Raw genomic sequence first — 22404 nt, 5'->3', positions numbered from 1 at the left:
ATGCTGATCGCCCGAAACATTCACGTCACACTTGGGTCCAAAGAAATTCTGCACGACGTCTCCGCCAGCTTTGCCCCCGCTCAGCTATCGGTGATTGTCGGGCCAAACGGGTCCGGCAAAACGACATTGCTTCGTGCGCTGACAGCAGAGACTGTGTTCGATGGCCAGATCACACTGAACGGGCATGATATCACCCAGACCCCCGCTTGGAAGTTGGCCTCGATGCGGGCTGTCCTACCACAGTCCACGGTCCTCGCTTTTCCGTTCACGGTGGCCGAAGTGGTCCGCCTTGGGCAGATGGGCGGGATCGGCGCGGGTGGTCCAGACCGCACCTTTGATGCGCTGCACCGCGTTGGCCTGAAGGGCTACGCCAGCCGCTTTTACAGTGACCTGTCGGGCGGAGAGCAGCAGCGCGTTCAATTGGCGCGCGTTCTTTTGCAGGTTTGGCAGCCGATCAGCACCAACGGTGCCCCGCGTTGGCTGATCCTTGACGAACCGGTCAGCAGTCTGGACATCGGGCACCAACTCTTGGTCATGCAAATCGCGCGGGACTTTGCGGACCAAGGCGGCGGCGTGGTTGCGGTTATGCACGACCTCAACCTCTCGGCCATGTTCGCGGATCACATGATCCTGATGCGCAACGGTCAGATCACAGCCCAAGGGCTGGTGCGGGAGGTTTTGGTCGATGACCACCTCAGTCACGCTTATGGCTGCCCATTGCGGGTCGGGGTCGCGCCGCCAGACCAATCCACATTCATTCTTCCTCAAATGGCAGGAGCAAGGGCTTAATCCATGCGACGACTGGCAGAGTTTACGGCATTCTTTTCGATTGCGGTGGGGGCCCACGCCCTTGCTTTTGTGTTTCAAATGCCCGAGGGCGCGCCGCAAGCGGCGGGCAACCAAGGCACCGAATTGCTGTCCCTGACCGCCAGTTCCGAAGCCGTCGCGATGCTGGTCGAGGAGTGGGAAACACCGCCCGACGTCAGTGTGCCTGAACCCACCATTGCCGCTCCTATTGCAGCCCCTGTCCCTTCGCTGCCAGAGACGAGCATGCCAGAGATGCCGCAAGTCCAGACACCGGGCATTGCCCTGCCGCAGATGACAGAACCGCCGGCCACACCCGATTTGCCCAAGGTCGAGAAAACCGCGCCGCCCCCGCCAGAGGCCGAGCCCGCGATTACCGAAGCGTTGCGCCCCATGACGCGCCCAAAGCCGCCTGCACCCAAACCGCCCGCTCCGAAGCAGGCGTCAAAGCCTGACCCAAAACCGCAGTCAGAGCGCAAAACCGCCAGCGTGTCATCGCGGGCTTCGAATGCGGCAAAGGCAGCGGGCCAAGGGGGCGGAACAGCAGCAGGACAGGCGAAGACGTCAGAGCAAGCTGGCCTGTCTAAGTCCAAGAAAACAAGCCTCATGCGGGAATGGGGTGCAGCGATCCATTCGCGGATTGCGCGGAATGTACCGCGGGGCGCGGGGCGCGGGGCCGCCACTGTGCGTGTGACGATCGGGGCCGATGGCCGCCTACAGGGCGCCGCGCTGGCAAATTCGTCCGGAAGTCAAAAGATCGACCGCCTCGCTTTGCTGGCGGTCGAGCGGGCGGGTCGTTTCCCGCCCGCCCCAAAAGGCTTGGGTGTCGGCGCGCAGTCCTTCAGGCTCGAGGTGCAGTCGCGCTAAAGCCGCCTAGCGCGCAGCCATCATTCGCTGGATCTGCGCCATCATTTCGGGCGTCAGTTGCGACAAGTCCGGCATCGCCGTACCTGCAGTGGCTGTGCTGCGGGTCGGGCGCAGGCTGAAGTGCTCGACCTTGTCCAACATGTTTCGGGTCGCGCCCTGCATCTGAATCGCCGCGGCGTTCAACTCGTCCGCCTGATTGGTGATACGCGATCCGGCAATGGATAGCTCACCCAGCGCCTGCGCGATCTGCTGTGTGCCGCGCGCCTGATCCATGCTGCCATCCTGCACACGGCGTGCCTCGCTCTCGATCTCCTGAATGTTGGTCGAAATCTCGGTAAAGGCCGAGCGCGTGTCATTGGCCAGTTCGACGCCCGAGTTTACCTTGGATGTCGAATCCTCAATGAGTTCGGCGGTCTCTTTGGCCGCTTTGGCCGATCGACCCGCAAGGTTCCGGACCTCTTGGGCCACGACCGCAAAGCCACGACCATGTGTGCCCGCACGCGCAGCCTCGACCGCTGCGTTCAGCGCCAGAAGGTTGGTCTGGAAGGCGATATCGTCGATAACCTTGATGATACGGCTAATGTCATCCGAAGATTTCTGGATGTCTTCCATGGCGGTGACCATTTCAGTCACGCGGCCCTCGCCTGACGTGATGATCGACAGAGTCGAGCCGACAGAGGTCACGGTTTTCTTGGACGCCTCGGCGTTGGAGCGCACCATATTATCGGTCTGCTCGACAGTGGCCGAAATCTCTTCGAGTGCGGCAGCCTGTGCCTGCGCGTTGTCGTTCAGGCTACCAGCCGAGCGGGTGACCTGCGTGATCGCCTCGGACACTTGGGCGACCTGCTCTTTGACCGAATAAATGGTGGCGTTCAGCGCATCGAAGGACCGCTCGAAATTCGTAATGATCTGGCGGTAAACCCCTTCGTACGCACTCGCATCGGCGCGGCGAGTCAGATCACCGCTGACCAGTGCATTCGAGAGGGTGTCAATTTCAGAGATTACGCGCTTAAAGGAGCCGCGAACGCGCTCGATCGCCGTCGTGATCGCCCCACCTTCGCCAGGAAGCGAGGGGAAGGGATGATCGAAATCACCTTGACCAAAGGCCTCAATCGTTTCGATGATCGACTGCTTGATCTGGCCATGGCCGTCCAGCATGAGGTTAGTTGCAGCCGCAAGATCCGCATACTCACCCTCTAGGGCATTCAGCTCAATGCGCTTGCTATGCTGACCTGCAGCGTGGGCTTCGGTCAGGGTCTTTACACCATTCAACAAGGCTTGGGTCTGGGACTGCGCACGCTCAATCTCAGTGCGGTCGGACCACTCCACGTAAAACCCGCGCGTTTTGCCATTTTCATCAAACTGTGGCGTCGCCTTGAATGCCAGAGCCTTGGCACCGACCTTGAACGCGCCGCTGTGGGTTTTGCGCAGACCGGCAAGCATTTTCCGCTGGTTGGCAGGGGCGCGGTGGAACAAATCGATCGAGCGCCCAATGATGTCGCTTGTGTCAAAAGCCGGAAGCGCCGCGCGCAAGTCAGCCTCGATCATACCGAACATCTCGTAGGCGGCCTTGTTCACAAAGCGGATGATCAAGTCCGCATCAGAGATCATCACAGGGTAGGACAGAAGGTCCAGCGCTGCAGATACGTCTTTGGTCACGAGGGCATCATTTGCCGTGGACATTATTGTTTTTCCTTCGTCTTTCAATCGGCGCGCATCACGCGATGCTTAGTTGGGCAAACGGCGCGAGGCGTAGAGTTTTAGAAACCTAGCCGAATGGGTCGCGGGTATCTTGCAAGCCGCATGCCAGTCGGCGCCTGAGGCCGCGCGGGTTGGCGCTGCGCCTGCACCCGCGCGGCCCATGTGACAGTAGTGTGAACGCCAATCGTCATATTCCCGATACAACGCAGGGGGATAAGAGGGCCAGCAGACCCGATCCTTTCCCTGACCGAGCTCGCGAAACACGATGCTACCGTTCAAAGAAATCCAGCCCGACACTCATATTTGCTGCCGCAGCATCTTCCTGTCCGACTGGCATTTGGGGGCGCGCGCCGCCAATCCGGCGACAATTCTTGCCGCCCTGCGAAACCTTACGACTGAACGGATTTATCTGGTCGGCGACATTCTGGACATCTGGCATGGGGGCCGCATCCACTGGTGCGACACGGCCGACGCTATTTTGGCCGAACTGCGCCGCAAAGCGCGCACCGGCACGCAGATCACCTATCTGCCCGGGAATCACGATGCCCCGATGCGGACGGGCGCAGATGCGCCAGACGGCGGGTGGGATATAAAGAACGAGTTGGTACACGAGGCCGCCGATGGCCGCACCTATCTGGTTTTGCATGGCGACCAGTGTGACAACCGACTCTTGCGGCAGCACTTCATGACCCGACTCGGCAGCCGATTGGACAGCTGGCTGCGCTGGCTCGACAGCGGGTACCGGCAGGTTTGGTCGATTGGCCCTGACCAAAGCACGCCCGTAGAGTGGATCATCGCAACCTCGAACAAGCTGATGAGCACAGGCTATGTCTTTGATCACAAGGCGCTGGCGCTCGCAGCCGAGGCAGGCACCGATGGCGTCGTCTGCGGCCACTCGCACAAACCAGCACTACGCGATTGGGGGGGCAAGACTTTTGCCAATTGCGGAGACTGGGTGGATGGCATGACCGCCGTCATCGAAACCTTCGACGGCACACTCGAACTGCTGGACTATTCGCCCGTCGCCCATGCGCTATGGGCACAAACCTTTGACCCCAAAGACGTACTGGCCGAGGTGGCAGGATGACACTTTTTCTCATGATTTCATTCGGTGCGTTGTTGGCACTGCACCTGGCCACCGTGGTTCTGGCCGGATTGCGTTACACCCGCCCGCCAGAGCGGATTGACTCGGATACCGACCTGCCCCCGATAACTCTGCTGCGCCCCGTCTGCGGGCTTGATGCCTTTGACGAAGTGACGCTGCGCAGTTCGTTCCTGTTAGATTACCCCGACTACAACATCATTTTCTGCGCCGCGCGGGCCGATGACCCCGCCTGTGCTCTGGTCACAAAGCTGATCGCCAACTTCCCCCACGTGCCCGCTAAACTAATGGTCGGAGAGGCCCACATCACCGGCAACCCCAAGATCAACAACATGCAAAAGGGCTATCTGGCGGCCTATACCGACCACATCGTGATGACAGACAGCAACCTACTGCTACCGCGCGATTACCTCCGACAGCTGGTTGCCCGCTGGCAGGATCATCGGGTGGGGCTCATTACGTCGCCTGCAGCAGGGAGCCATGCCGAAAACCTGTGGTCTGCTGTCGAATGCGCGTTTCTGAACACGCATCAAGGCCGCTGGCAACTGGCCGCAGACTCAATCGGTTTGGGGTATGCGCAGGGTAAAACACTGTACGGGAAGCGCTCGATCATCAATGCGGGCGGTGGCTTGCAGGCCTTGGGCGGTGACCTGGCCGAAGATGTCGCGATGACCAAACTGATCCGTGATCAGGGCAAGCGCGTTCGCGTTGCTCAGCAGCTTTATGTGCAGCCGATCGGGACAAAAAGTTTCGATCAAGTGTGGGCGCGGCAGTTGCGCTGGTCCCTGATCCGGCGACAAGGTTTCTTGCATCTGTTTCTCTTGGAGATGGTCCAAGGCCCCCTGCTTCCTACGCTGATCTGCGCAGGTTTGGTGGGGTCTGGCGCCCTGCCCGCTTGGGCGCTGCTGGCGACTTTGACCGTCTGGTATGGCGCAGAATGGGCTCTGGCTTGGCTGGCGCGTTGGCCTGCCTCGTTTCGCGATGTCGCAGCGTTTGTTCTGCGAGACGCTCTGATCCCAGTGATTTGGGCCGCAACGTGGACGCAAAGGGGACTGATCTGGCGCGGAAACCGCGTCAGTCATCCGGCGAAACCGAGCCGCGCATGATCGACCTGACCACGATCCAGAACCTGATCGCGACCCACGGCCTGTGGGTGGTCGCGCCGATCGCGGTGCTCGAAGGGCCAATTGTCTCGGTAATTTCGGCATGGCTGGCGCAGCGCGGGCTGTTCGATTTAACTCAGTTGATCCTAGTCCTCGTACTGGCAGATTTAGCGGGTGACGCGCTGCTCTATGCAATGGGGCGCTGGGGCTTGCACCTGCTGCCTGCGACGTGGCTGCGCCGCGTAGGTCTGCGCGAAGGCCGCCTGCGGCTTATGTCCCGCAAGTTCGACCATCAGGGGGGGCGCATTTTGACCTTGGGCAAGTTGACACACGCGGCAGGCGCGGCGGTGCTGGTAGCAGCCGGACTGGCCCGAATGCCTTTTGCGGCCTTTATGCTTTTTAATACCTTGGCAACGATCCCGAAAACCTTGGCCTTTGTCGCACTAGGGTATCTGATCGGGCACACCTATCGCCTGATTTATCTGTGGCTTTCAAATGCCTCTCTCGCGGTGCTGGCTGGTATGGCCATCGCGCTGGCGGCATGGATGCTCCGGCTGAGGGCCTGCAAATGAGCATTTCATGCATCATCCCTGCCTATAACGAAGCGGACCGGATCACGCACGTTTTGCGCGCTGTCCTGCCACACCCCGACATCACAGAGGTCATCGTGATTGATGATGGCTCGACGGATGGTACCTCAGAAATTGCGGAGCAGACGGCAAAAGGGCATCCGGCATTTCGCTTGGTCCGACAGCCCCAGAATGGCGGCAAATCTCGCGCAGTCGCTGCGGGGGTCGCAATTGCGCAGGGCGCGCACCTGCTGTTTCTGGACAGCGATCTGGTTGGACTCCGTGAAACAGAGCTGAGCGCACTGATCGCTCCTGTGCGCGACGGGCGGTCAGATGTCGCCCTGTCCCTGCGCCGCAATGCTCCGCGCCTGTGGCATTGGATCGGTCTTGATTACATCTCAGGTGAGCGGATCATGCCGCGTGCGCTGCTGGTGGATCACATCGACCGGATCGCCAATTTGCGCAGCTTCGGACTCGAGGTATTCCTGAATCGCCTATGGATTGCCAAGGGACTCTCGGTCGCTGTGGTGCGTTGGCCCAAGGTCGCAAGCCCGTTCAAGGCACAGAAATACGGTCCATTTGCGGGCATCCGCGCCGATATCCGCATGTTTTCGGATATGTTCCGAACCGTCTCGCCCACCAGCGCCGTCGGCCAGATCGTTGCCCTGCGCGGCCTGCGCGTGTCGCAATAAGGTCTGCCATCGGGCGCTGATCCGTGCCATAAGCCGCCCATCCGGAGGGCGCCATGGGTCACGATCTAAACCTAAATGCCATGAACTATTTCGAGGCCGTCGCCCGCTTGGGCGGGGTGTCGAAGGCTGCCGAAGAGCTAGGCGTTTCGGCCTCGGCGGTCAGTCAGCAGATCCGGCAGTTAGAACAACAATTCGGCGTGCGTCTCTTTCGCCGCGAGAAACGCCGGTTGATCCTGACACTGGATGGCGAGCGTCTGTTTCAAACCACGACCCAAGCCTTTCGCATGATGCGCGACGTGCGCAGCGCCATCGTGCGCCAGCGTGAAAACCGACACTTTATTATGCGCGTCAGCCCCAGTTTCGGCGTGCGCTGGCTGGCCCCAAGGCTCAAGGGGTTTCTGGATGCAAATCCGGGTTGGGACCTGCGCGTCGATGGCGCGCCAGACTTTTCGGATTTCGAGACAGAGATTGTAGACCTAGACCTGCGCTACGGCGCGGGCGACTGGTCGGGCCTGCACCAAGAGGCCGTGGTCCACGACTTCGTCCTGCCGATGTGCTCACCCTCTTATCTGGCGGAACTCAAGGAGCAGTCAGGCGACCCGATTGGCCAGCTCTTAAAAGCCCGTCTGATCGACTCGGTCAAAACCCATTTCCGGTGGGATTTCTGGCTGGCGCGGCACGGTGCGATGGGGGGTCGCATGGTTTACCCGCTGCGCTTCGACCGATCTAATATGGCCATTCAGGTCGCAGCAGACGGCGCAGGCGTGGTTCTGGAAAGCGCAACGTTGGCGATCAACGAGCTCGAGCGCGGCGATCTGGTGCCCCTGTCCCGCGCCTTTGCAGTGATTAAGGTGCCGACCTACTGGCTGGTTTGCCCTTCGCGCCATACGAACCGCCGTATTGTCAGGCTCTTTTCCGAATGGATGCGCAAAGAGGGCAGCGCCCATGACGACAAAACAGCTGACATGCTGCGCAGCCTTGGCTGCACCATTCAGGAAGAAGAAAGCACGATCCTGAACCGCGATATCGATGACGCCCGCCAATAAACGCGGCCGCCGCGTGGATCGTCACCTATTCTTCATAAAAGCTTAACGCCAGCGATACGCCCCGCAGCCAAGGACTTTGCGATTACAAGTCCAAACGGGGATACTCCAATGCACCGCACACGCGTTTGCCTGACGGCGGCCATCGCTCTCTTTGCGCACGAAGCTGCCGCTGAAATGAATTTCAATCGCATTGCCAGTTTTGCCACACCGCTGAACATGGCCGAAGGCGAAGATCAGAGCCGCGAAACCTCGGCCGAGATTATTTCGGCAACCGAAGACGGCATGACACTGGTTTACACCGACAGCCCATTGGGCGTCGTCGGCCGCATCGACATCGCCGACCCCAAGGCGCCCAAGCCATTGGGCAACGTCGAAATGAACGGCGAGCCGACCTCGGTTGTGGTTGCTGGACAAACCGCGCTGATCGGCGTGAACACGTCGGAAAATTACACACAGCCCTCGGGCAAGCTGGTGACGATGGATGTCGCCTCGGGCGAGATCATTTCGGAATGTGACCTCGGCGGGCAGCCGGACTCGATCGCAAAATCGGCGGACAACTCCTTTGTGACCCTCGCCATCGAAAACGAGCGCGACGAAGATCTAGGCGACGGCCGCGTGGGTCAGGAACCTGCAGGCTTCATGGTCAAGCTGCCTCTAGAGAACAACGCAGCTGTTTGTGATGGCCTGCAAAAGATTGACGTGACCGGCCTGACCGAGATTGCGCCGAACGACCCCGAGCCTGAATTTGCGGACGTGAACGGTCTGGGAGAAATTGCCGTCACTCTTCAAGAAAACAACGCCATCGTCATCATTGGTGCGGATGGTACCGTCATGAATAGCTTCTCGGCGGGCGCAGTAGACCTGACCGACATCGACGCCACTGACGAGCGCGGCGCTCTGATCTTCACCGAAGAGCAGATGGGCCGCCTGCGCGAACCCGATGGCCTGGGGTGGATCGACGATGACCACTTCATCATCGCAAACGAAGGCGACATGGATGGCGGCGCGCGCGGTGTGACCGTATTCCACAAGAACGGCACCGTCGTCTGGGAAAGCGGCAACACCATGGAGCACGCCGTGATCCAAACCGGCCACTACCCTGACAAACGCTCTGACTCCAAAGGCGCAGAGCCCGAGGGCATGGAAGTCGCAACCTTTGGCGACATCACCTACGCCTTTGTTCTGATCGAGCGTGCGTCGCTGGCTGCGGTTTATGACGTGACCGATCCTGCGAACCCTGTGCTGAAGCAAATGCTGCCCTCGGGCATCAGCCCCGAAGGTGCGGTCGCGATCCCCGAGCGGGGCATCTTGGCCACCGCGAACGAGGCGGACCTGATCGAGGACGGGGGCGCCCGCGCCCACGTGACCATCTTTGAATACCAAGATGCCCCTGTAGCCTATCCGACCATCACATCGGCGGGCGCAGACGAGCTGATCGGCTGGGGCGCGCTGTCCGGCATGACCTACGCCGATGGCAAGGTTTACGCGGTCAACGACAGCTTCTACGGCTATCAACCCACCATCTTTCAGATCGACGCGACCCAATCCCCCGCAAAGATAGAGAAAGCCATCCGCGTGACCCGCGCGGGCCAGCCTGCCCAGAAACTGGACATGGAAGGCATCACCACTGACGGCGAAGGTGGTTTCTGGATCGCGAGTGAAGGCCGCACCGACCGCGTCATCCCTCACGCCCTGTATCACGTGAACGCCGAAGGCGAGATCGAGGACGAAATTGGCCTGCCCGCAGAACTGATGGCAGTCGAGAAGCGCTTTGGCTTCGAAGGTCTGACACTGATTGGCGACACTCTGTGGATGGCGGTTCAGCGCGAGTGGAAAGATGATCCCGAAAACATGACCAAGCTGGTGTCCTATAACCTCGAGACCGAGGAATGGGGCGCTGTGCACTACCCCAAAGAAGCCGCAGAAACCGGCTGGGTTGGTCTGTCGGAAATCACGTTGCATGGCGACGCCGTCTACCTAATCGAACGTGACAACCAGATCGGGGCAGCTGCCGAGATCAAGCAAGTCACTCGCGTGGCGGTCGCTGACCTGCAGCCCGCGCCGCTCGGCGGCGAATTGCCGGTCGTCAGCAAAGAGGTTGTGCGCGACCTGATCCCCGACTTGCAGGCTCCTGCTGGGTACGTGGTCGACAAAGTCGAGGGCCTGACCTTTGACGGCCAAGGAAACATGCTGATCGTGACCGATAATGATGGCGTAGATGACAGCTCGGGCGAGACGTTTTTCATGAACCTAGGTCCGGTCACACCGCTGAACTAAGCTCTCACCGTCACCAACATCGATTAAACGGCGCGCGAGCCCTGCGCGCCGTTTTCTTACGACCAAAAAAGCACCGCCTTATTAGACAGCTCAACTTTCATTTTGCGACCCAACCCACCCCGAAGAGAGCGCTATATTTTTGCATTTACGTAAAACCAAAAATGCACAACAAGAAAATCTCCCTTTTGAAACTTTCAAGTTCGCTTTTTGCAAAAGCTCTCATTTCAACCTTAGGTCAAGTTACGTTAAGTAATGACATCCACTTTTCCCATCAAACTCAGATATATGGAAATATAATCTTTGTAACACTGGACTAGGTACGAACCTAAGGCTCACCATAAAGTTGCACCTGTAACTTGAAATTCTGACGCTCTGTGCGGCAGCATCAATCTTTTGATCTACAAAAACGCAAAGATACTGAAACTATCTAAAGCAGGCACCCGTTAGACCGTTATAACAAATCAAATGATGGGTCTGGCTTATGGCACAGTATCTTCTGAGTGGTTTGTACAAGTATAATGGTTCTTTACTCGGCTTAGACATTAACAACATCGACGACCTGCTGGGTGCGTCGTATGTGGGCAGCAGCTTTTCTGCAGCCACTTCTGGAACGCTGGTCGACGACGATGGCGTCTTAACGACCTCGGATACAGACAGCGAAATCTACCTTCAGGGGTCTACGGAGCCCGCATCCATTCAGTTCCTTGGCAATGCGACGATGAACTCGTTGCTCGGCCTCTTTTCCGAGCCGGTCTCGCTGGTTCTGATCAACGGCGAACTCTACTTCTATGCCGAAGGCGGCCTGCCAGCTCTTAGCTCTTTGACCTTCGAACTGACGGCGCGCGGCGGCGACCTTGATGTCTCTGGGACCGTGACGGACGGGATCGTCAACGGGCTTGCCGCTGGCGAGGACATGAGCGTCGGCTATCGTGACGCGGATGGCGACGTCATCACCGACGGTGACGACAGCATCCGTGGCAATGCAGGCAATGACACCATTAACGCGGGCGGCGGCAACGATACGGTTGATGGCGGCACAGACAATGACGTCATAAACGGCGGTGCAGGCGATGACTCCATCGACGGTGGTGCTGGCGATGATGCTCTGACAGGCGGCGATGGCGACGACACTTTTGTCTACACATCGGGCCAAGGCGCAGACACCATCGCCGACTTCGGCAACGACACCGGTGACGCACTGGATGGTGACGCGACCAATAATGACTTCGTCGACCTGACCGATTTCTATAATGCCTCTACTCTGGCAGCCGTGAATGCAGTCGGGACCGACAACTTCACCACCGAACTCGGAATGCTGAAGGCGGACCAAGCAGACGGCACCTTGGACGGCAATATCAACGGCACCGACTACAGTGCCATCATCGCGGGCATCAACCTGCGCCTCGAACTGGGGGGAGCGGCGGTTGCCTCGACCGAGCTGACGGCTGAAACTACCGGAGTCATCTGCTTTGGCGCGGGCACTCTGATCACCACCAAGCGCGGCGCAATCCCAATCGAGCTGCTGCTGCCTGATGATCGCATCCTGACCATGGACAATGGCTACAAGCCAGTGCGCTGGCTGGGAAACCGCACCGTGCGCGCGACAGGCAAGAACGCTCCGATTCATATCCCTGCGGGCGCCTTGGGCAATGAGCGCGAGCTGGTCGTTTCCCCGAACCACCGCATGTGGGTCCGCTCGGCCGAGGCAGAGCTGATGCTTGGGGATCACGAAGTTCTGGTGCCTGCCAAGTTTCTGGTCGGCCACAACGGCATCACCCAGCAGCGGGGCGGTGTGATCGGCTATCACCACATGCTGTTTGACCAGCACGAGATCGTCTTTGCCGAAGGTTGCCCGAGCGAGAGCTTCCACCCCGGCATGCAGGCGATGGACACCCTGTCCCAAGCGTCGAAAGACGAAATTCTGGAGCTGTTTCCCGAATTGGCTCATGTGGACGGCGAAGGCATGCAAGTGTCCGCGCTGGCCCGCCAATCGGTGAAGGCGCACGAAGCGCCCCTGCTCTTGATGTAAGTCGGCCCCAACCTCCCACAGGACGACCCCAACTTGCCCTGCCCCTGCGGCAGGGTCTTTTTCCGACAACTGAGCTTAACAGACCTTTTAGGAATTCTTAAAACAAGGCCCGTTCCCCCCGTTCCGCCCACGCGATAACACTCTGCGACGACGAAAGCGCGGCATTTTCCCGTGCGACGAGGAGGAGAGTACCAATGAAATTGGGTTTGGGCAGCTATGCCTATCGCTGGTCTATCGGAATCAAGGACCAACAGCCTGCCGCGCCGCTGAACGCATTCGATCTGCTGGATCGTGCCGAGGCACTGGGGCTCGAGGTCGTGCAATATGCCGACAACATGCCGCTGGATAAATACTCCGAGGCGGATCACCACAAGCTGTACGAAGTCGCGCAGTCCAAAGGGATCGCGCTCGAGCTCGGCACACAGTGTTTCGACGCAGATGAAGTCGAGCGCTACCTGACCATCGGCCAGCGTTTGCACGCAAAGATCATGCGCGTCGCGCTGGACGAAGCCGATGGCCACATGTCTGTGCCCGATCTGGCGGAACAGCTGCGTCCCTTGCTGGACAAGGCCCGCAATGCTGGCATGCGCATCGCGATCGAGAACCACTTCAACTACCCCTCGCCGCGGATGGTCGAACTGCTCGACACCATCAACGACGAGACGCTGGGGGTGTGTCTAGACGTTGCGAACTCGATCTGTGCGAAGGAATGGCCTGAAGAGACCATCAAGATGCTCGCGCCCTACACGATCAACCTGCACCTCAAGGATTATGAGATCACACCTGATCCCTATGGCGTTGGTTTCCGCATCCACGGCACCCCACTCGGTCAGGGCCGCGCGCCGATCCCGTGGATTCTGGACCAGCTGACCCACTGCCCCGCAGACATGAGCGTTCTCCTAGAACATTGGCTGCCCATCGGCGCCGGTCTGGAAGAGGCACGCGCACAAGAGCAGCCTTGGATCGAGCAAACCGTTGCTGCTGCAAAAGAATTCGTCAAAGGCCGCTAAGAGGAGAACGACCAATGACCGAAGATATCCGTACCAAAAAACTGATTAACGCCCCCGAGAATATTATCTCGGAAATGATTGCGGGCATGGTTTCGGCTCACCCCGACATCCTATCCGTCGAAGGCCCCACAGGCCGCGCGGTTGTGGCCGTGGACGGCCCTCGGGACGGCAAAGTCGGCATCGTGATCGGCGGCGGCTCGGGCCACGAGCCTGCATTCGCTGGCTACGTAGGCCGCGGCTTGGCGGACGCAGCGGCTGTGGGCAACGTGTTTGCCTCGCCCTCGCCCGAGCAGATCATGGATGCGGCACGCGCCGTGGATGGCGGCGCTGGCGTGATGTTCCTGTATGGCAACTACACCGGCGACGTGCTGAACTTCGACATGGCCGCCGAAGAGTGCGAAAGCACGGGCATCCCCACCAAGTCGGTTCAGGTGATCGACGACGTGGCCTCTGCCCCCAAAGAGCGCCAGAACGAGCGTCGCGGTATCGCGGGCGACTTCTTTGTCTTCAAGATCGCAGGCGCAGCCGCCGAACATGGCCGTGACCTAGCGGCGTGCTATGCCGCCGCACAGGCCGCAAACGCCAACACCCGCAGCATGGGCGTTGCCTTGACCGCCTGCTCCATGCCCCAGACTGGCAAGCTGAACTTCGAGATCGGCCATGACGAGATGGAAATCGGCATGGGCGTGCATGGCGAACCCGGTATTCGCCGCGGCAAGCTGGAAAACGCAGACTCGGTGACGGACGAGCTCATGCAGCCGATCTTGGACGATATGGGTCTGAAATCGGGTGATAAAGTTGCTGTTCTGGTCAACGGTCTCGGCGCGACTGGCCAACTGGAACTCTACATCATCCACCGCCGCGTGGCCGAAATCCTTGGCGAAAAGGGTATCGACATCCACCACAGTTGGGTTGGCGAATACGTCAGCTCTCTGGAGATGGCAGGCGCATCGATTACTCTGATGAAGCTGGATGATGACCTGCAGACCCTGCTGGACACCCCGTGCCGCACCCCTGGCCTGACCGTCGCCGGCTCGCTTGAGCCCAAGGGCACCCGCACCCGCCGCCACGCGGATGTCGCCAAAGAAGAAGAGACGATCGACACCAGTAAACTGAACGCGGACGGTCCGATCACACCGTCAATGTTCAAGGACATGATGCTGGCTGCTGGGGCCGCCATCCACGAAAAGCGCGACTGGCTGTCCGAGCTGGATGGCGTGATCGGGGACGGCGACCACGGCGTGACCATGGACATCGGCTGGACCGCCGTGCGTGGCAAGCTAGTGACCGACGACAGCGAGAAAACCATCAGCCAGACCTGCGAGATCATGGCCAAGGCGTTCCTTGATGCGGTCGGTGCATCCTCGGGCCCACTCTACGCTTCGGCATTCCGCAAAGCGGGTGAAAGCGTGTCAGATCGCCTGAACCTTGATGCTGGCGCGATGGTTGCTTGGGTAGACGGCCTGTGCGCAGGTATTCTGGCCCGTGGCGGCGCTCAGGTCGGTGACAAGACCATGATCGACGCTTGGGTTCCTGCTGTTGCCAAGGCAAAAGAGGCTCTGGCCGACAACGCTGACGCGATCGGCTGTCTGGCCGCCGCGACCGAAGGCGCCAAGTCCGGCCGCGACTACACCGCTGAAATCGAAAGCCGCCGTGGCCGTTCGGCCAAGCTTGGCGAACGCTCGATCGGTCACGTCGATCCCGGTGCGGCCTCGGCCCACGTCATGCTCGAAGCAATCACCGCAGCCGCCAAAAAGGCGCTCGGCTAAAGGCTCCCCTCCGTCCTGCCGGTTACCTCCACCGATCGGCAGGACACATTATCTCTTGGCGTTTAAACGCTGTCCGACAGCTGTTGATAGACCAGATCCGCCGCGCGGCTTTCATGGATCACAGCCCGCCCGTTGGGCAGATCGTTTCCATCCAGCTTATGCGCAATGTCGTCTTCGCTCAGACCAAAATGCTCCCACCGCGCACGCAAACGGCGACGTAGTTCGTCTTCGGGGACATCAATCATCACTGTCAGATCGAATGACTTCTCCAGCGCGTTCCAAGGGGCGCGATTGAGTAGGATGTAATTCCCCTCGACCAAGATCAGTTTCACATTGTCCGGAATGATCCGCGCACTTCCGCGCGAAATCTCCAGATCCCGATCAAACACAGGGACAGCTACGCGTGTCTCATTCGGGTCGCGCAGACGCTTTAGCACCGAGACGAAGCCGCCCACATCAAAAGTATCCGGCGCGCCCTTCCATGGAAGGCGGCCCATGTCATGCAGCACAGCATCATCGTAATGAAAGCCGTCCATCGGCAGGATCGCCACAGCATCGGGCTGCTGTGTGATCAACGCATCGTAAAGCCGTTCGACGGTTGTGCTCTTGCCCGACCCCGGAGCGCCCGCAATACCAATGAACTGGCGTCCAGGCAGCGTGAGCCGCTCCGATGCCGCCGAAACGAGCCCGTCAAAATCTACCGACTGCTGTGCCATGATGACCTCCTCCGAAAATTCTGGCGCAGGTTATCTAAACGGCGCCCAAGGTCCAGCCAGAGATTGCGGTAATGGAATCCTTACCTCCCCTCTGCTCTGGGAACTTTGCCAAGCAGCAGCTGCGCACTTAAAAGTTCAACAAGTAGTTTACATTGTTTTTTGTTTAGAGAGTTCATTTCATGGCCATTATCAACGTCCTCGACGTCGCCGATACCGCTATTCTAACCATTGGTGCTAGCATTACAGACAGGCACCTTGTTCCCTTTCCCAGCGGATGGGATGACAGCGGCTCTCCTCAAGTTTGGGAAGGTGGAACGATTGACGAAACCTACGAAGTTGGGCGCGATACATATCGTGTGACATTCTCTTATGACGAAGAAATCGGCTTCGTCGCAGGAAATGAGTCCCTGTACATCACGGGCCGTGCGCTTTCGGATGATGAAGATGACAATGGGTCCATGACATCGTTCGCAGCATATAATGGCGACTTCTCCATGCTCTTTGTGTCCAAAGATCCTGTCAGCGAGCAAACTTTGCTTGGCCATCTGGACGCCGGAGAGGAGATCACGCCAGAGGTCTTATCGGGCGACGACCTAATCTTGATCGCAGGACCGAGCGTGACAGTTCTGGCGCAGGACGGAAACGATACCGTAATTGGCGGCGCAGGCGCCGATGGGATTTGGGGTGACGCCGGGCACGATGTCATCAGCGGCAACAAGGGGAACGACACGGTTGTTGCTGGTGCGGGTAATGACACCCTCAGCGGTGGCGCAGGGAACGACAGCATTTGGGGGATGGGAGGCAAAGACAACATCTCAGGCGGGCGCGGCGCTGACCTGCTCGTTGGCAATGCAGGCAAGGACCGCGTTTCAGGCCAAGGCGGGAATGACACGCTCTACGGCAGCGCGGGTCGCGACGCTTTGATAGGCGGCAAAGGGGACGACTTCCTGACTGGCGGCAGGCATGCAGACAAATTCATTTTCGCAGGCCGCGCTGGACACGACACCATCACAGACTTCACAGACGATGATATTCTTGTGTTCAGGAAGAATACAGAAGGCGCATCAGACATTTCCGTTCAACAGCAGGGGACAGACGTCCTGATCGACTATGGCAAAGGCACCATTCTGCTGTGGGACATCGCGGTCAACGACATCTCTGTCGACGAAAACATGAGCTTCCTCTGACTGGCGGATGACCATTTCATTGGCCTGCTATCGCCGCCAACCCCCAAAAAGCGTGATTTGCGTGGTGGGGCTTTGCAATTTATAGACGAAAAACTCAGCGCATTTTACGCTTCGCAAGGGGGCAATTTTGGCCACAATCAAAGTATTCGACGTCTTCTCATCTGTCGTCACGGTCTATGGCATAGACATTACCTCAGATGCGCTTGTCCCTCCGTCCACGTCATGGGTTGGCGACAGCGCGCCGTCTGTTTTACCTGGGGGGACCGACGTGGAAACCTTAGAGTTCGGCGGGATCACTTACGAAATCGAACTCTCAGCAGATGAAGTTCTGGCGTACCAGAGCGATGATGAGGTGCTTGGTCTGATCGGCAACGGCTTGTCTGACAATCAGAGCAACAACGGGGTAGTGACTTCGATCCTTTATGTTTGGGAACCTTTGAACACTTGGGACGAAGCCGGACTGATTTATGCGTCACAAACCGGCCTCTCCGAAGCGCCGGTGCAGGCTCATATGGACGGGATTAGCTCTATCGTTCCTCTGGCATTAGCGGGCAACGATTTGCTGTTTAATGAAGGCTATTCCGGCCAGACTTTAGATGGTTTTGCAGGCAATGATCTGATCATCGGCAACGGTGGCAGCGACACGCTGATTGGCAGCGCCGGCGATGACTCGCTGCTCGGTGAGGGTGGCTATGATCGCCTGATCGGCGGGGCCGGTGACGACGAGCTTTACGGGTTGAATGGAAACGACAAGCTATTCGGCGGCGCAGGGCATGACACTCTGGTTGGAGACGAAGGGAAAGACCGCCTTTTTGGTGGGAAACAGAACGACTGGCTCGATGGCGGCGCCGAACGTGACATTCTGAAGGGCAATGCAGGACGCGACACGCTGACCGGCGGCACCGGCAACGACAAATTGTTTGGCGGCGCAGGTCGCGATACCTTTGTCTTCAACGCCTCTGACGGGCGCGATAGTGTCATGGATTTCGAAGCAGGACACGACCGCGTTTTGCTGCAGAATATTTCGGCAGATGGCCTCGACGACCTGACCTTCCGCCAAAAGGGAGATCATGCGATCCTGAATTACGGCGAGGGTAAAGTCATCTTCGTGGAGACGGATGTCGACGATCTGGCCAACTCCGACTTCATTTTCGGATAAAGAAAAGGGCCGCTTGATCGGCCCCTTGTCGGTTATGCGGCGCTACGGTCCGCGTCGGGCAGGCCGCGCTTGACCCGTGACATCTGACGACCGAACTCTTCGCCCCACTCGGCGATGTCGTATTTATCAACCACCCGGCGAAGTTCTTTCATGCGAATTCGGCGTTCTTCTTCGGGCATCTGAAGAGCCATATGGATCGCCTCGTCCATTGCACGGTTCGAGAACGGATTGACCAGCACCGCACTGCTAAGCTCTACCGCAGCGCCGGCAAATTCCGACAGGACCAGAGCGCCATCGCCATCAAGGCGGGATGCCGCGAACTCTTTGGCAACGAGGTTCATGCCGTCCGCGAGCGGTGTGATCCACGCCACGTCCGCCGCTTGGTAATAGCCAATCAGGCGGTCAAACGGGATCGCACGTGACACCAAGGTCACCGGTGTCCAGTCAAAAGTTCCGAACCGGCCGTTGATGCGACCTACAGTTTCCTCGATCTCAGACTGGATCTCTTGGTAAACGGTCATTGCGCGGTTTGCCATGACCGACACATGCAGCAGGCGCACTTCACCCCGCAACTCTGGGTGCTGCTCCAACAGCCGCTCAAAGCTGTTCAACTGCTGGACACCGCCCTTGGTGTAATCTGTACGACCCACCGAGAGAACCAACTTGCAATCGCCCAATTCCTCGCGGATTTCGGCTTTCTTCTTGGCTGCATCTTCGGAACCAGCAACCTGTTGGATATAGTCCATATCGATGCCCACAGGCGCCACGCCCACGATCACCTCGCGGTCGTCGATGGAAAGCTTAGTCGCCACAGCGCGTTCGGTTAGGGCAGTCCCTTCGGAGATCAAGTCATCTTCGACGCGGACACGCTCAGTGACGTCAGCATCAGTGAGGCTCTGCACCACGGAAACAAAATTCGCGGCATAACGCGGGATGTGGAAGCCGACGACGTCACAGTGCAGCAGGCTTTCGACGATCTCTTTGCGCCACGGCAGAATGTTGAACACGTCTGCGCTGGGGAAGGGGGTGTGATGGAAGAATGCGATTTTCACGTCTGGACGCATCTGACGCAGGTAGCCGGGCACGAGCCACAGATTGTAGTCGTGCACCCAAACCAAGGCACCGGGCGCGGCTTCGGCGGCGGCCGCTTCAGCAAAGCGCCAGTTCACTTCGCGGAAGTTAGGCCAGTCCACTGGGTCATAGTCATAGCGCTCTTTGAACGAGTGCAGGATCGGCCAGAACGCCTCTTTCGACGTAACGTGGTAGAACTGGCGCACCTGCTCTGCGGACAGGGGCAAACGCGTGACATTGTATTTGCCGTATTTGTCCTCAATTTCGACCACGGGTTCGAAATCAGGATTCGAAGTGTCTTCGGCAAGCTTCCAAGCGACCCAAGAGCCCTTGTCCACGTTGCCAAAGAAGCTCTTCAGCGTGGGCACAATGCCGTTGGGGCTTTTGTTTTCTTTAAAGACGATTTCACCGTTTTCCTCGACTTCTTCGTAGGGTTGGCGGTGATAGACGATCACGAGATCGGATTGCATTTGGCGTCCTTTCCTCTGTTCCGTAAGGTCGGCGGGTCTTAGGCCGCGGGGTGCATATTCATTTCGCGAATGGCTTCGCGGATGCCAGCCGCGCCGATCGCGGTGGCTTGATAAACGCTCTCGATGTCTTTGACGGCCTCGAGCAGACCCTTTTCAGAGCCACCAACAGCTACGGCGGGCAAGCCAGTTTTCAGCATCGACAGGTCATTAAAGGTATCGCCAGCCACGAGCGTCTTGCGCTGTTCGATCCCAAGATGCTCCAGCAGGCGAAGGATCGACGGCCCCTTGCTGACACCCTTGGGCAGAACGTCAAAGAACTGCTCTGCGCTGATCAGGTGATCCAGTCCCAGTTGGTCGACAATCTCGAACGCGAGCGGATCGAATTTCAGCGGGTCGTAGTCAAAGCTCATCCGATAGCGAAATTTGGTTGGCTGCAGCTTGAGCCCCATGATCGGGTCAAGACCCATGCGCACGCGTGTCGCGGTGTTTTCGCCCCAGGCAGCGGCGATTTCTTCTTCCAACTCGGGGATCGGTGCAATCCGGCCGTCGTCGGTCACTTCTGCAATTGTGGTGCCGACATCGCCCACGACGTATTCGGGGCGCGGCACACCTTGGGTTTCGCAGAGTTCAAAGATGAACTCGGGATCGCGGCCAGTGACAAAGATCAAACCCACAGTGTCGCGGTTGTCCTCGATCCAGTCATACAGGGCAGAGCGATCCGACTGCTCACCCCCCAGAAACGTTCCATCCAGATCGGTTGCCAGAACAAAGTCTTTCTCTGCGATCTTCGGGCGGTCCAGTGTCAGGGTGTCAGTCATGAAATCCTCTCGGCTAAGTTGGCAATTGCGGCGGGGTTTGCGGGATGGTCGAACAATACGTCCATCGCACGCGGCTCCGCCTCGATCGGGCGCGACCACAATTCGGCAAAGGTCTGCCCCAGCGGGGCGCCCTGGTGCAGAATGGCGTTCACAGCCCTGCAGATCGGCAGGTCCAGACCCAGTTTGTCCGCCAGTTGGGCGACAGAGCGGGCGTTGACCTCGCCTTCGACCACCACAGGGCGGCCTTCGAAACATTCCCCGCGGGGAATCCCCTGCCCCAACTGCGTTCCCAGCGACATGTTCCGCGAGGTCGGGCTAGAGCAGGTCAGTGTCAGATCGCCCGCGCCGGACAGACCGGTCACAGTCTCGCGGCGGCCACCAAGGGCATCGGCGATCGTTTTCATTTCGTCCATGCCGCGCGTGATCAAAGCTGCGCGCGTGTTCTCAGCGAAACCTGCGCCAGTCATCATACCGCAAGCGACGGCTACGACGTTCTTAACCGCGCCGCCAATTTCAACGCCAACCACATCGTCGCTCACGTAGGCACGAAAAGCCTCGGTTGACAGGGAGACAGCAAAGCGCGCAGCGACGCTTTCGTTCGGGTTTTCGCGGTCTGCCTTGGTAAAGGGAAAGGCCACTGTTGCTGCGGTAGGATTATTCAGTGCGGTTTCATGCGCGAATGTCGGACCAGAGATGACGCCAACAGGGCGATCTCCCAGCTCTTGGGCCGCGACCTGAGTCATCAGGAGCCCAGTCTCGGCCTCAATCCCTTTGGCGCAGACAGCGACTGGTACGCCGAGTGCGATGTGTTCTGCCACTTGCGCGCAGACGCTGCGAAGCACGCGCGAGGGCACAACGATCATCACGGCCTGAGCTCCTGCAAGAGCAGAACCCATGTCGGCGTCAGCCTGTAGTGAATTCGGAAGAGGGATGTCGGGCAAGTAGCGGGTGTTCATCCCTTGCTCTCGGATCGCATTTAATACCTGCGGATCTCTTCCCCAAATCGTGGTGTGGGCTCCTGCCCGAGCGGCTACGGCGGCTAGGGCTGTTCCCCAGGCGCCACATCCAATAACGGTGATGGCCTCGTAACGGCGGGCCATAAGAGGTGTTGACGGGTCTTCACTCGATGATTGCGGCATGTTCCTTAATCAATTTGGTGCGGTTAAAAAGCGACGGGTTGTCGGCGTTTTGCGCCAGACCTCACCACCCTAACCGACGAAACCGTGAAAGGTTCCGCTGCAGGTGCAAAATGTTTCATTTTTCTTCGCACCTGCGGAAATCGCCTGATTTTGGGTCACTTTCGGTAAACAATCAGCAACAAGAACTAGCCAAGTGAGAGAAAAATTGGTCTGTTAATGAAACGTTAACGCTCCGAAAAACGTCTCACAGCAATGAAGATGCCTTTTTTGCAAACTTTTTGGTTCGTTGCGGCAACAAATTGTTCTGAAAGCTGCGCTGTATGAAAAAGCGGAGTTGCGTTACGGTGATGTGCTGCCTAAACGCATAGGCGTTACCAGTTAAGAACCCAAGTCGGGAAACTTTTTAAAATGTTGATGCAAGAGTCTGACGACGTCGACTTTGATATTCGCGAGTTTACACCTTACATGCTGAACGTGGCCGCCGAAGCCACCAGCGATGGATTCTCTCGCTACTACCGTGAAAATTACGGCATGACCCGCACCGAGTGGCGCGTCCTGTTTCACTTGGGCCGCTATGGCAACATGAGTGCGAAGGAACTGGGTCAGCAATCCAAATTGCATAAAACCAAAATTTCGCGCGCGGTCGCCGGTTTGGAAGAGAAAGACTTCCTGACCCGTGAACAACGCCCCGAGGATCGCCGCAGCGAGACGCTGATCCTGAAGCCGGACGGTATCGCCGCCTACTCATCTCTGATCAATTACGCTGAAGAGTTCGAGAACCAGCTCGCACGCGCTTTGGGTGTTCGAGATGCACGTGCGCTGAAGCGCGCTCTGGCCAAGCTTGTGGCCTCTGGCCGCCGTTGAGGCGCACCAGC

General features: G+C 58.6%; 19 protein-coding genes. 14 read left to right on the top strand and 5 right to left on the bottom strand.

Translation table 11 applies throughout. The features are described 5' to 3' along the window. The gene (locus N4A58_RS12490; protein WP_072702631.1) at positions 1–789 is read left to right on the top strand and encodes a heme ABC transporter ATP-binding protein; all 789 of its coding nucleotides are present in this window, start codon (positions 1–3) and stop codon (positions 787–789) included. 3 nt (positions 790–792) lie between these two features. Beyond that, positions 793–1671 carry an energy transducer TonB gene (locus N4A58_RS12485; protein ID WP_293710058.1) on the top strand — a complete coding sequence of 293 codons (879 nt, stop codon included), beginning with the start codon at positions 793–795 and terminating at the stop codon, positions 1669–1671. A gap of 6 nt (positions 1672–1677) precedes the next feature. On the opposite strand, the gene N4A58_RS12480 is transcribed toward N4A58_RS12485, so the two are convergent. Then, positions 1678–3354: a methyl-accepting chemotaxis protein gene (locus tag N4A58_RS12480; protein ID WP_293710056.1), complete on the bottom strand. Its 1677-nt coding sequence runs from the start codon at positions 3352–3354 to the stop codon at positions 1678–1680. 283 nt (positions 3355–3637) lie between these two features. Here N4A58_RS12480 and N4A58_RS12475 point away from each other — a divergent pair, with 283 nt between their 5' ends. From N4A58_RS12475 to dhaL, 9 genes are all read left to right on the top strand, one after another. Next, complete coding sequence (locus N4A58_RS12475) at positions 3638–4459, top strand: UDP-2,3-diacylglucosamine diphosphatase (RefSeq protein ID WP_293710054.1); 822 nt, start codon at positions 3638–3640, stop codon at positions 4457–4459. Further along, positions 4456–5580 (top strand): glycosyltransferase, encoded by a 1125-nt coding sequence (locus tag N4A58_RS12470; protein WP_293710052.1) that lies wholly within the window; start codon positions 4456–4458, stop codon positions 5578–5580. The genes N4A58_RS12475 and N4A58_RS12470 overlap by 4 nt, the downstream gene beginning before the upstream one ends. Further along, positions 5577–6149, top strand: coding sequence for a VTT domain-containing protein (locus N4A58_RS12465; RefSeq protein WP_293710050.1), 573 nt, complete (start codon positions 5577–5579; stop codon positions 6147–6149). Before N4A58_RS12470 ends, N4A58_RS12465 begins: the two co-directional genes overlap by 4 nt. After that, positions 6146–6838 carry a glycosyltransferase family 2 protein gene (locus N4A58_RS12460; protein WP_293710048.1) on the top strand — a complete coding sequence of 231 codons (693 nt, stop codon included), beginning with the start codon at positions 6146–6148 and terminating at the stop codon, positions 6836–6838. Before N4A58_RS12465 ends, N4A58_RS12460 begins: the two co-directional genes overlap by 4 nt. 53 nt (positions 6839–6891) lie before the next feature. Next, positions 6892–7884 (top strand): LysR family transcriptional regulator, encoded by a 993-nt coding sequence (locus N4A58_RS12455; RefSeq protein ID WP_072702611.1) that lies wholly within the window; start codon positions 6892–6894, stop codon positions 7882–7884. A 108-nt stretch (positions 7885–7992) separates the two neighbouring features. Beyond that, a complete protein-coding gene (locus N4A58_RS12450; protein WP_293710045.1) occupies positions 7993–10161 on the top strand; it encodes an esterase-like activity of phytase family protein in 2169 nt (722 codons plus the stop codon). 481 nt (positions 10162–10642) lie between these two features. Continuing rightward, on the top strand, positions 10643–12190 hold the full coding sequence (locus tag N4A58_RS12445; protein WP_293710043.1) for a Hint domain-containing protein: 1548 nt from the start codon (positions 10643–10645) through the stop codon (positions 12188–12190). 194 nt (positions 12191–12384) lie between these two features. Beyond that, positions 12385–13200, top strand: coding sequence for a TIM barrel protein (locus N4A58_RS12440; protein WP_293710041.1), 816 nt, complete (start codon positions 12385–12387; stop codon positions 13198–13200). Between the two features lie 14 nt (positions 13201–13214). Beyond that, positions 13215–14969, top strand: a complete 1755-nt coding sequence (gene dhaL, locus N4A58_RS12435; RefSeq protein ID WP_293710039.1) for a dihydroxyacetone kinase subunit DhaL — start codon at positions 13215–13217, stop codon at positions 14967–14969. Between the two features lie 62 nt (positions 14970–15031). On the opposite strand, the gene N4A58_RS12430 is transcribed toward dhaL, so the two are convergent. After that, complete coding sequence (locus N4A58_RS12430) at positions 15032–15685, bottom strand: nucleoside/nucleotide kinase family protein (protein ID WP_293710037.1); 654 nt, start codon at positions 15683–15685, stop codon at positions 15032–15034. Between the two features lie 179 nt (positions 15686–15864). Here N4A58_RS12430 and N4A58_RS12425 point away from each other — a divergent pair, with 179 nt between their 5' ends. Then, positions 15865–16872, top strand: a complete 1008-nt coding sequence (locus N4A58_RS12425; RefSeq protein WP_293710035.1) for a calcium-binding protein — start codon at positions 15865–15867, stop codon at positions 16870–16872. 127 nt (positions 16873–16999) lie between these two features. Beyond that, positions 17000–18031 (top strand): calcium-binding protein, encoded by a 1032-nt coding sequence (locus N4A58_RS12420; RefSeq protein ID WP_293710033.1) that lies wholly within the window; start codon positions 17000–17002, stop codon positions 18029–18031. A 32-nt stretch (positions 18032–18063) separates the two neighbouring features. Here the strand turns inward: N4A58_RS12420 and ggpS are convergent, their stop codons facing one another. From ggpS to N4A58_RS12405, 3 genes are read right to left on the bottom strand one after another with little or no spacing between them, the layout of a single operon-like run. Beyond that, a complete protein-coding gene (ggpS, locus tag N4A58_RS12415) occupies positions 18064–19572 on the bottom strand; it encodes a glucosylglycerol-phosphate synthase (protein ID WP_293710031.1) in 1509 nt (502 codons plus the stop codon). Positions 19573–19610: 38 nt separating this feature from the next. Beyond that, the gene (locus N4A58_RS12410; RefSeq protein WP_293710029.1) at positions 19611–20390 is read right to left on the bottom strand and encodes an HAD family hydrolase; all 780 of its coding nucleotides are present in this window, start codon (positions 20388–20390) and stop codon (positions 19611–19613) included. Continuing rightward, positions 20387–21490 (bottom strand): NAD(P)H-dependent glycerol-3-phosphate dehydrogenase, encoded by a 1104-nt coding sequence (locus tag N4A58_RS12405; protein WP_293710027.1) that lies wholly within the window; start codon positions 21488–21490, stop codon positions 20387–20389. Before N4A58_RS12405 ends, N4A58_RS12410 begins: the two co-directional genes overlap by 4 nt. A 447-nt stretch (positions 21491–21937) precedes the next feature. Here N4A58_RS12405 and N4A58_RS12400 point away from each other — a divergent pair, with 447 nt between their 5' ends. Next, positions 21938–22393 (top strand): MarR family transcriptional regulator, encoded by a 456-nt coding sequence (locus N4A58_RS12400; RefSeq protein WP_245780470.1) that lies wholly within the window; start codon positions 21938–21940, stop codon positions 22391–22393. Positions 22394–22404: the final 11 nt, after the last annotated feature.

Source organism: Donghicola sp., from assembly GCF_025210255.1.
Lineage (GTDB): Bacteria > Pseudomonadota > Alphaproteobacteria > Rhodobacterales > Rhodobacteraceae > Donghicola > Donghicola eburneus.
This window is presented reverse-complemented; position numbering and strand designations above follow the sequence as displayed.

Bases quoted from the DNA above. Each gene is read 5' to 3' on its own strand.
- N4A58_RS12430 (WP_293710037.1), bottom strand. From the start codon at position 15,685: ATGGCACAGCAGTCGGTAGATTTTGACGGGCTCGTTTCGGCGGCATCG.
- N4A58_RS12400 (WP_245780470.1), top strand. From the start codon at position 21,938: ATGTTGATGCAAGAGTCTGACGACGTCGACTTTGATATTCGCGAGTTT.
- N4A58_RS12480 (WP_293710056.1), bottom strand. From the start codon at position 3,354: ATGTCCACGGCAAATGATGCCCTCGTGACCAAAGACGTATCTGCAGCG.
- N4A58_RS12475 (WP_293710054.1), top strand. From the start codon at position 3,638: ATGCTACCGTTCAAAGAAATCCAGCCCGACACTCATATTTGCTGCCGC.
- N4A58_RS12455 (WP_072702611.1), top strand. From the start codon at position 6,892: ATGGGTCACGATCTAAACCTAAATGCCATGAACTATTTCGAGGCCGTC.
- N4A58_RS12460 (WP_293710048.1), top strand. From the start codon at position 6,146: ATGAGCATTTCATGCATCATCCCTGCCTATAACGAAGCGGACCGGATC.
- N4A58_RS12425 (WP_293710035.1), top strand. From the start codon at position 15,865: ATGGCCATTATCAACGTCCTCGACGTCGCCGATACCGCTATTCTAACC.
- N4A58_RS12485 (WP_293710058.1), top strand. From the start codon at position 793: ATGCGACGACTGGCAGAGTTTACGGCATTCTTTTCGATTGCGGTGGGG.
- N4A58_RS12465 (WP_293710050.1), top strand. From the start codon at position 5,577: ATGATCGACCTGACCACGATCCAGAACCTGATCGCGACCCACGGCCTG.
- N4A58_RS12490 (WP_072702631.1), top strand. From the start codon at position 1: ATGCTGATCGCCCGAAACATTCACGTCACACTTGGGTCCAAAGAAATT.
- N4A58_RS12410 (WP_293710029.1), bottom strand. From the start codon at position 20,390: ATGACTGACACCCTGACACTGGACCGCCCGAAGATCGCAGAGAAAGAC.
- N4A58_RS12440 (WP_293710041.1), top strand. From the start codon at position 12,385: ATGAAATTGGGTTTGGGCAGCTATGCCTATCGCTGGTCTATCGGAATC.
- N4A58_RS12445 (WP_293710043.1), top strand. From the start codon at position 10,643: ATGGCACAGTATCTTCTGAGTGGTTTGTACAAGTATAATGGTTCTTTA.
- N4A58_RS12405 (WP_293710027.1), bottom strand. From the start codon at position 21,490: ATGGCCCGCCGTTACGAGGCCATCACCGTTATTGGATGTGGCGCCTGG.
- N4A58_RS12450 (WP_293710045.1), top strand. From the start codon at position 7,993: ATGCACCGCACACGCGTTTGCCTGACGGCGGCCATCGCTCTCTTTGCG.
- ggpS (WP_293710031.1), bottom strand. From the start codon at position 19,572: ATGCAATCCGATCTCGTGATCGTCTATCACCGCCAACCCTACGAAGAA.
- dhaL (WP_293710039.1), top strand. From the start codon at position 13,215: ATGACCGAAGATATCCGTACCAAAAAACTGATTAACGCCCCCGAGAAT.
- N4A58_RS12470 (WP_293710052.1), top strand. From the start codon at position 4,456: ATGACACTTTTTCTCATGATTTCATTCGGTGCGTTGTTGGCACTGCAC.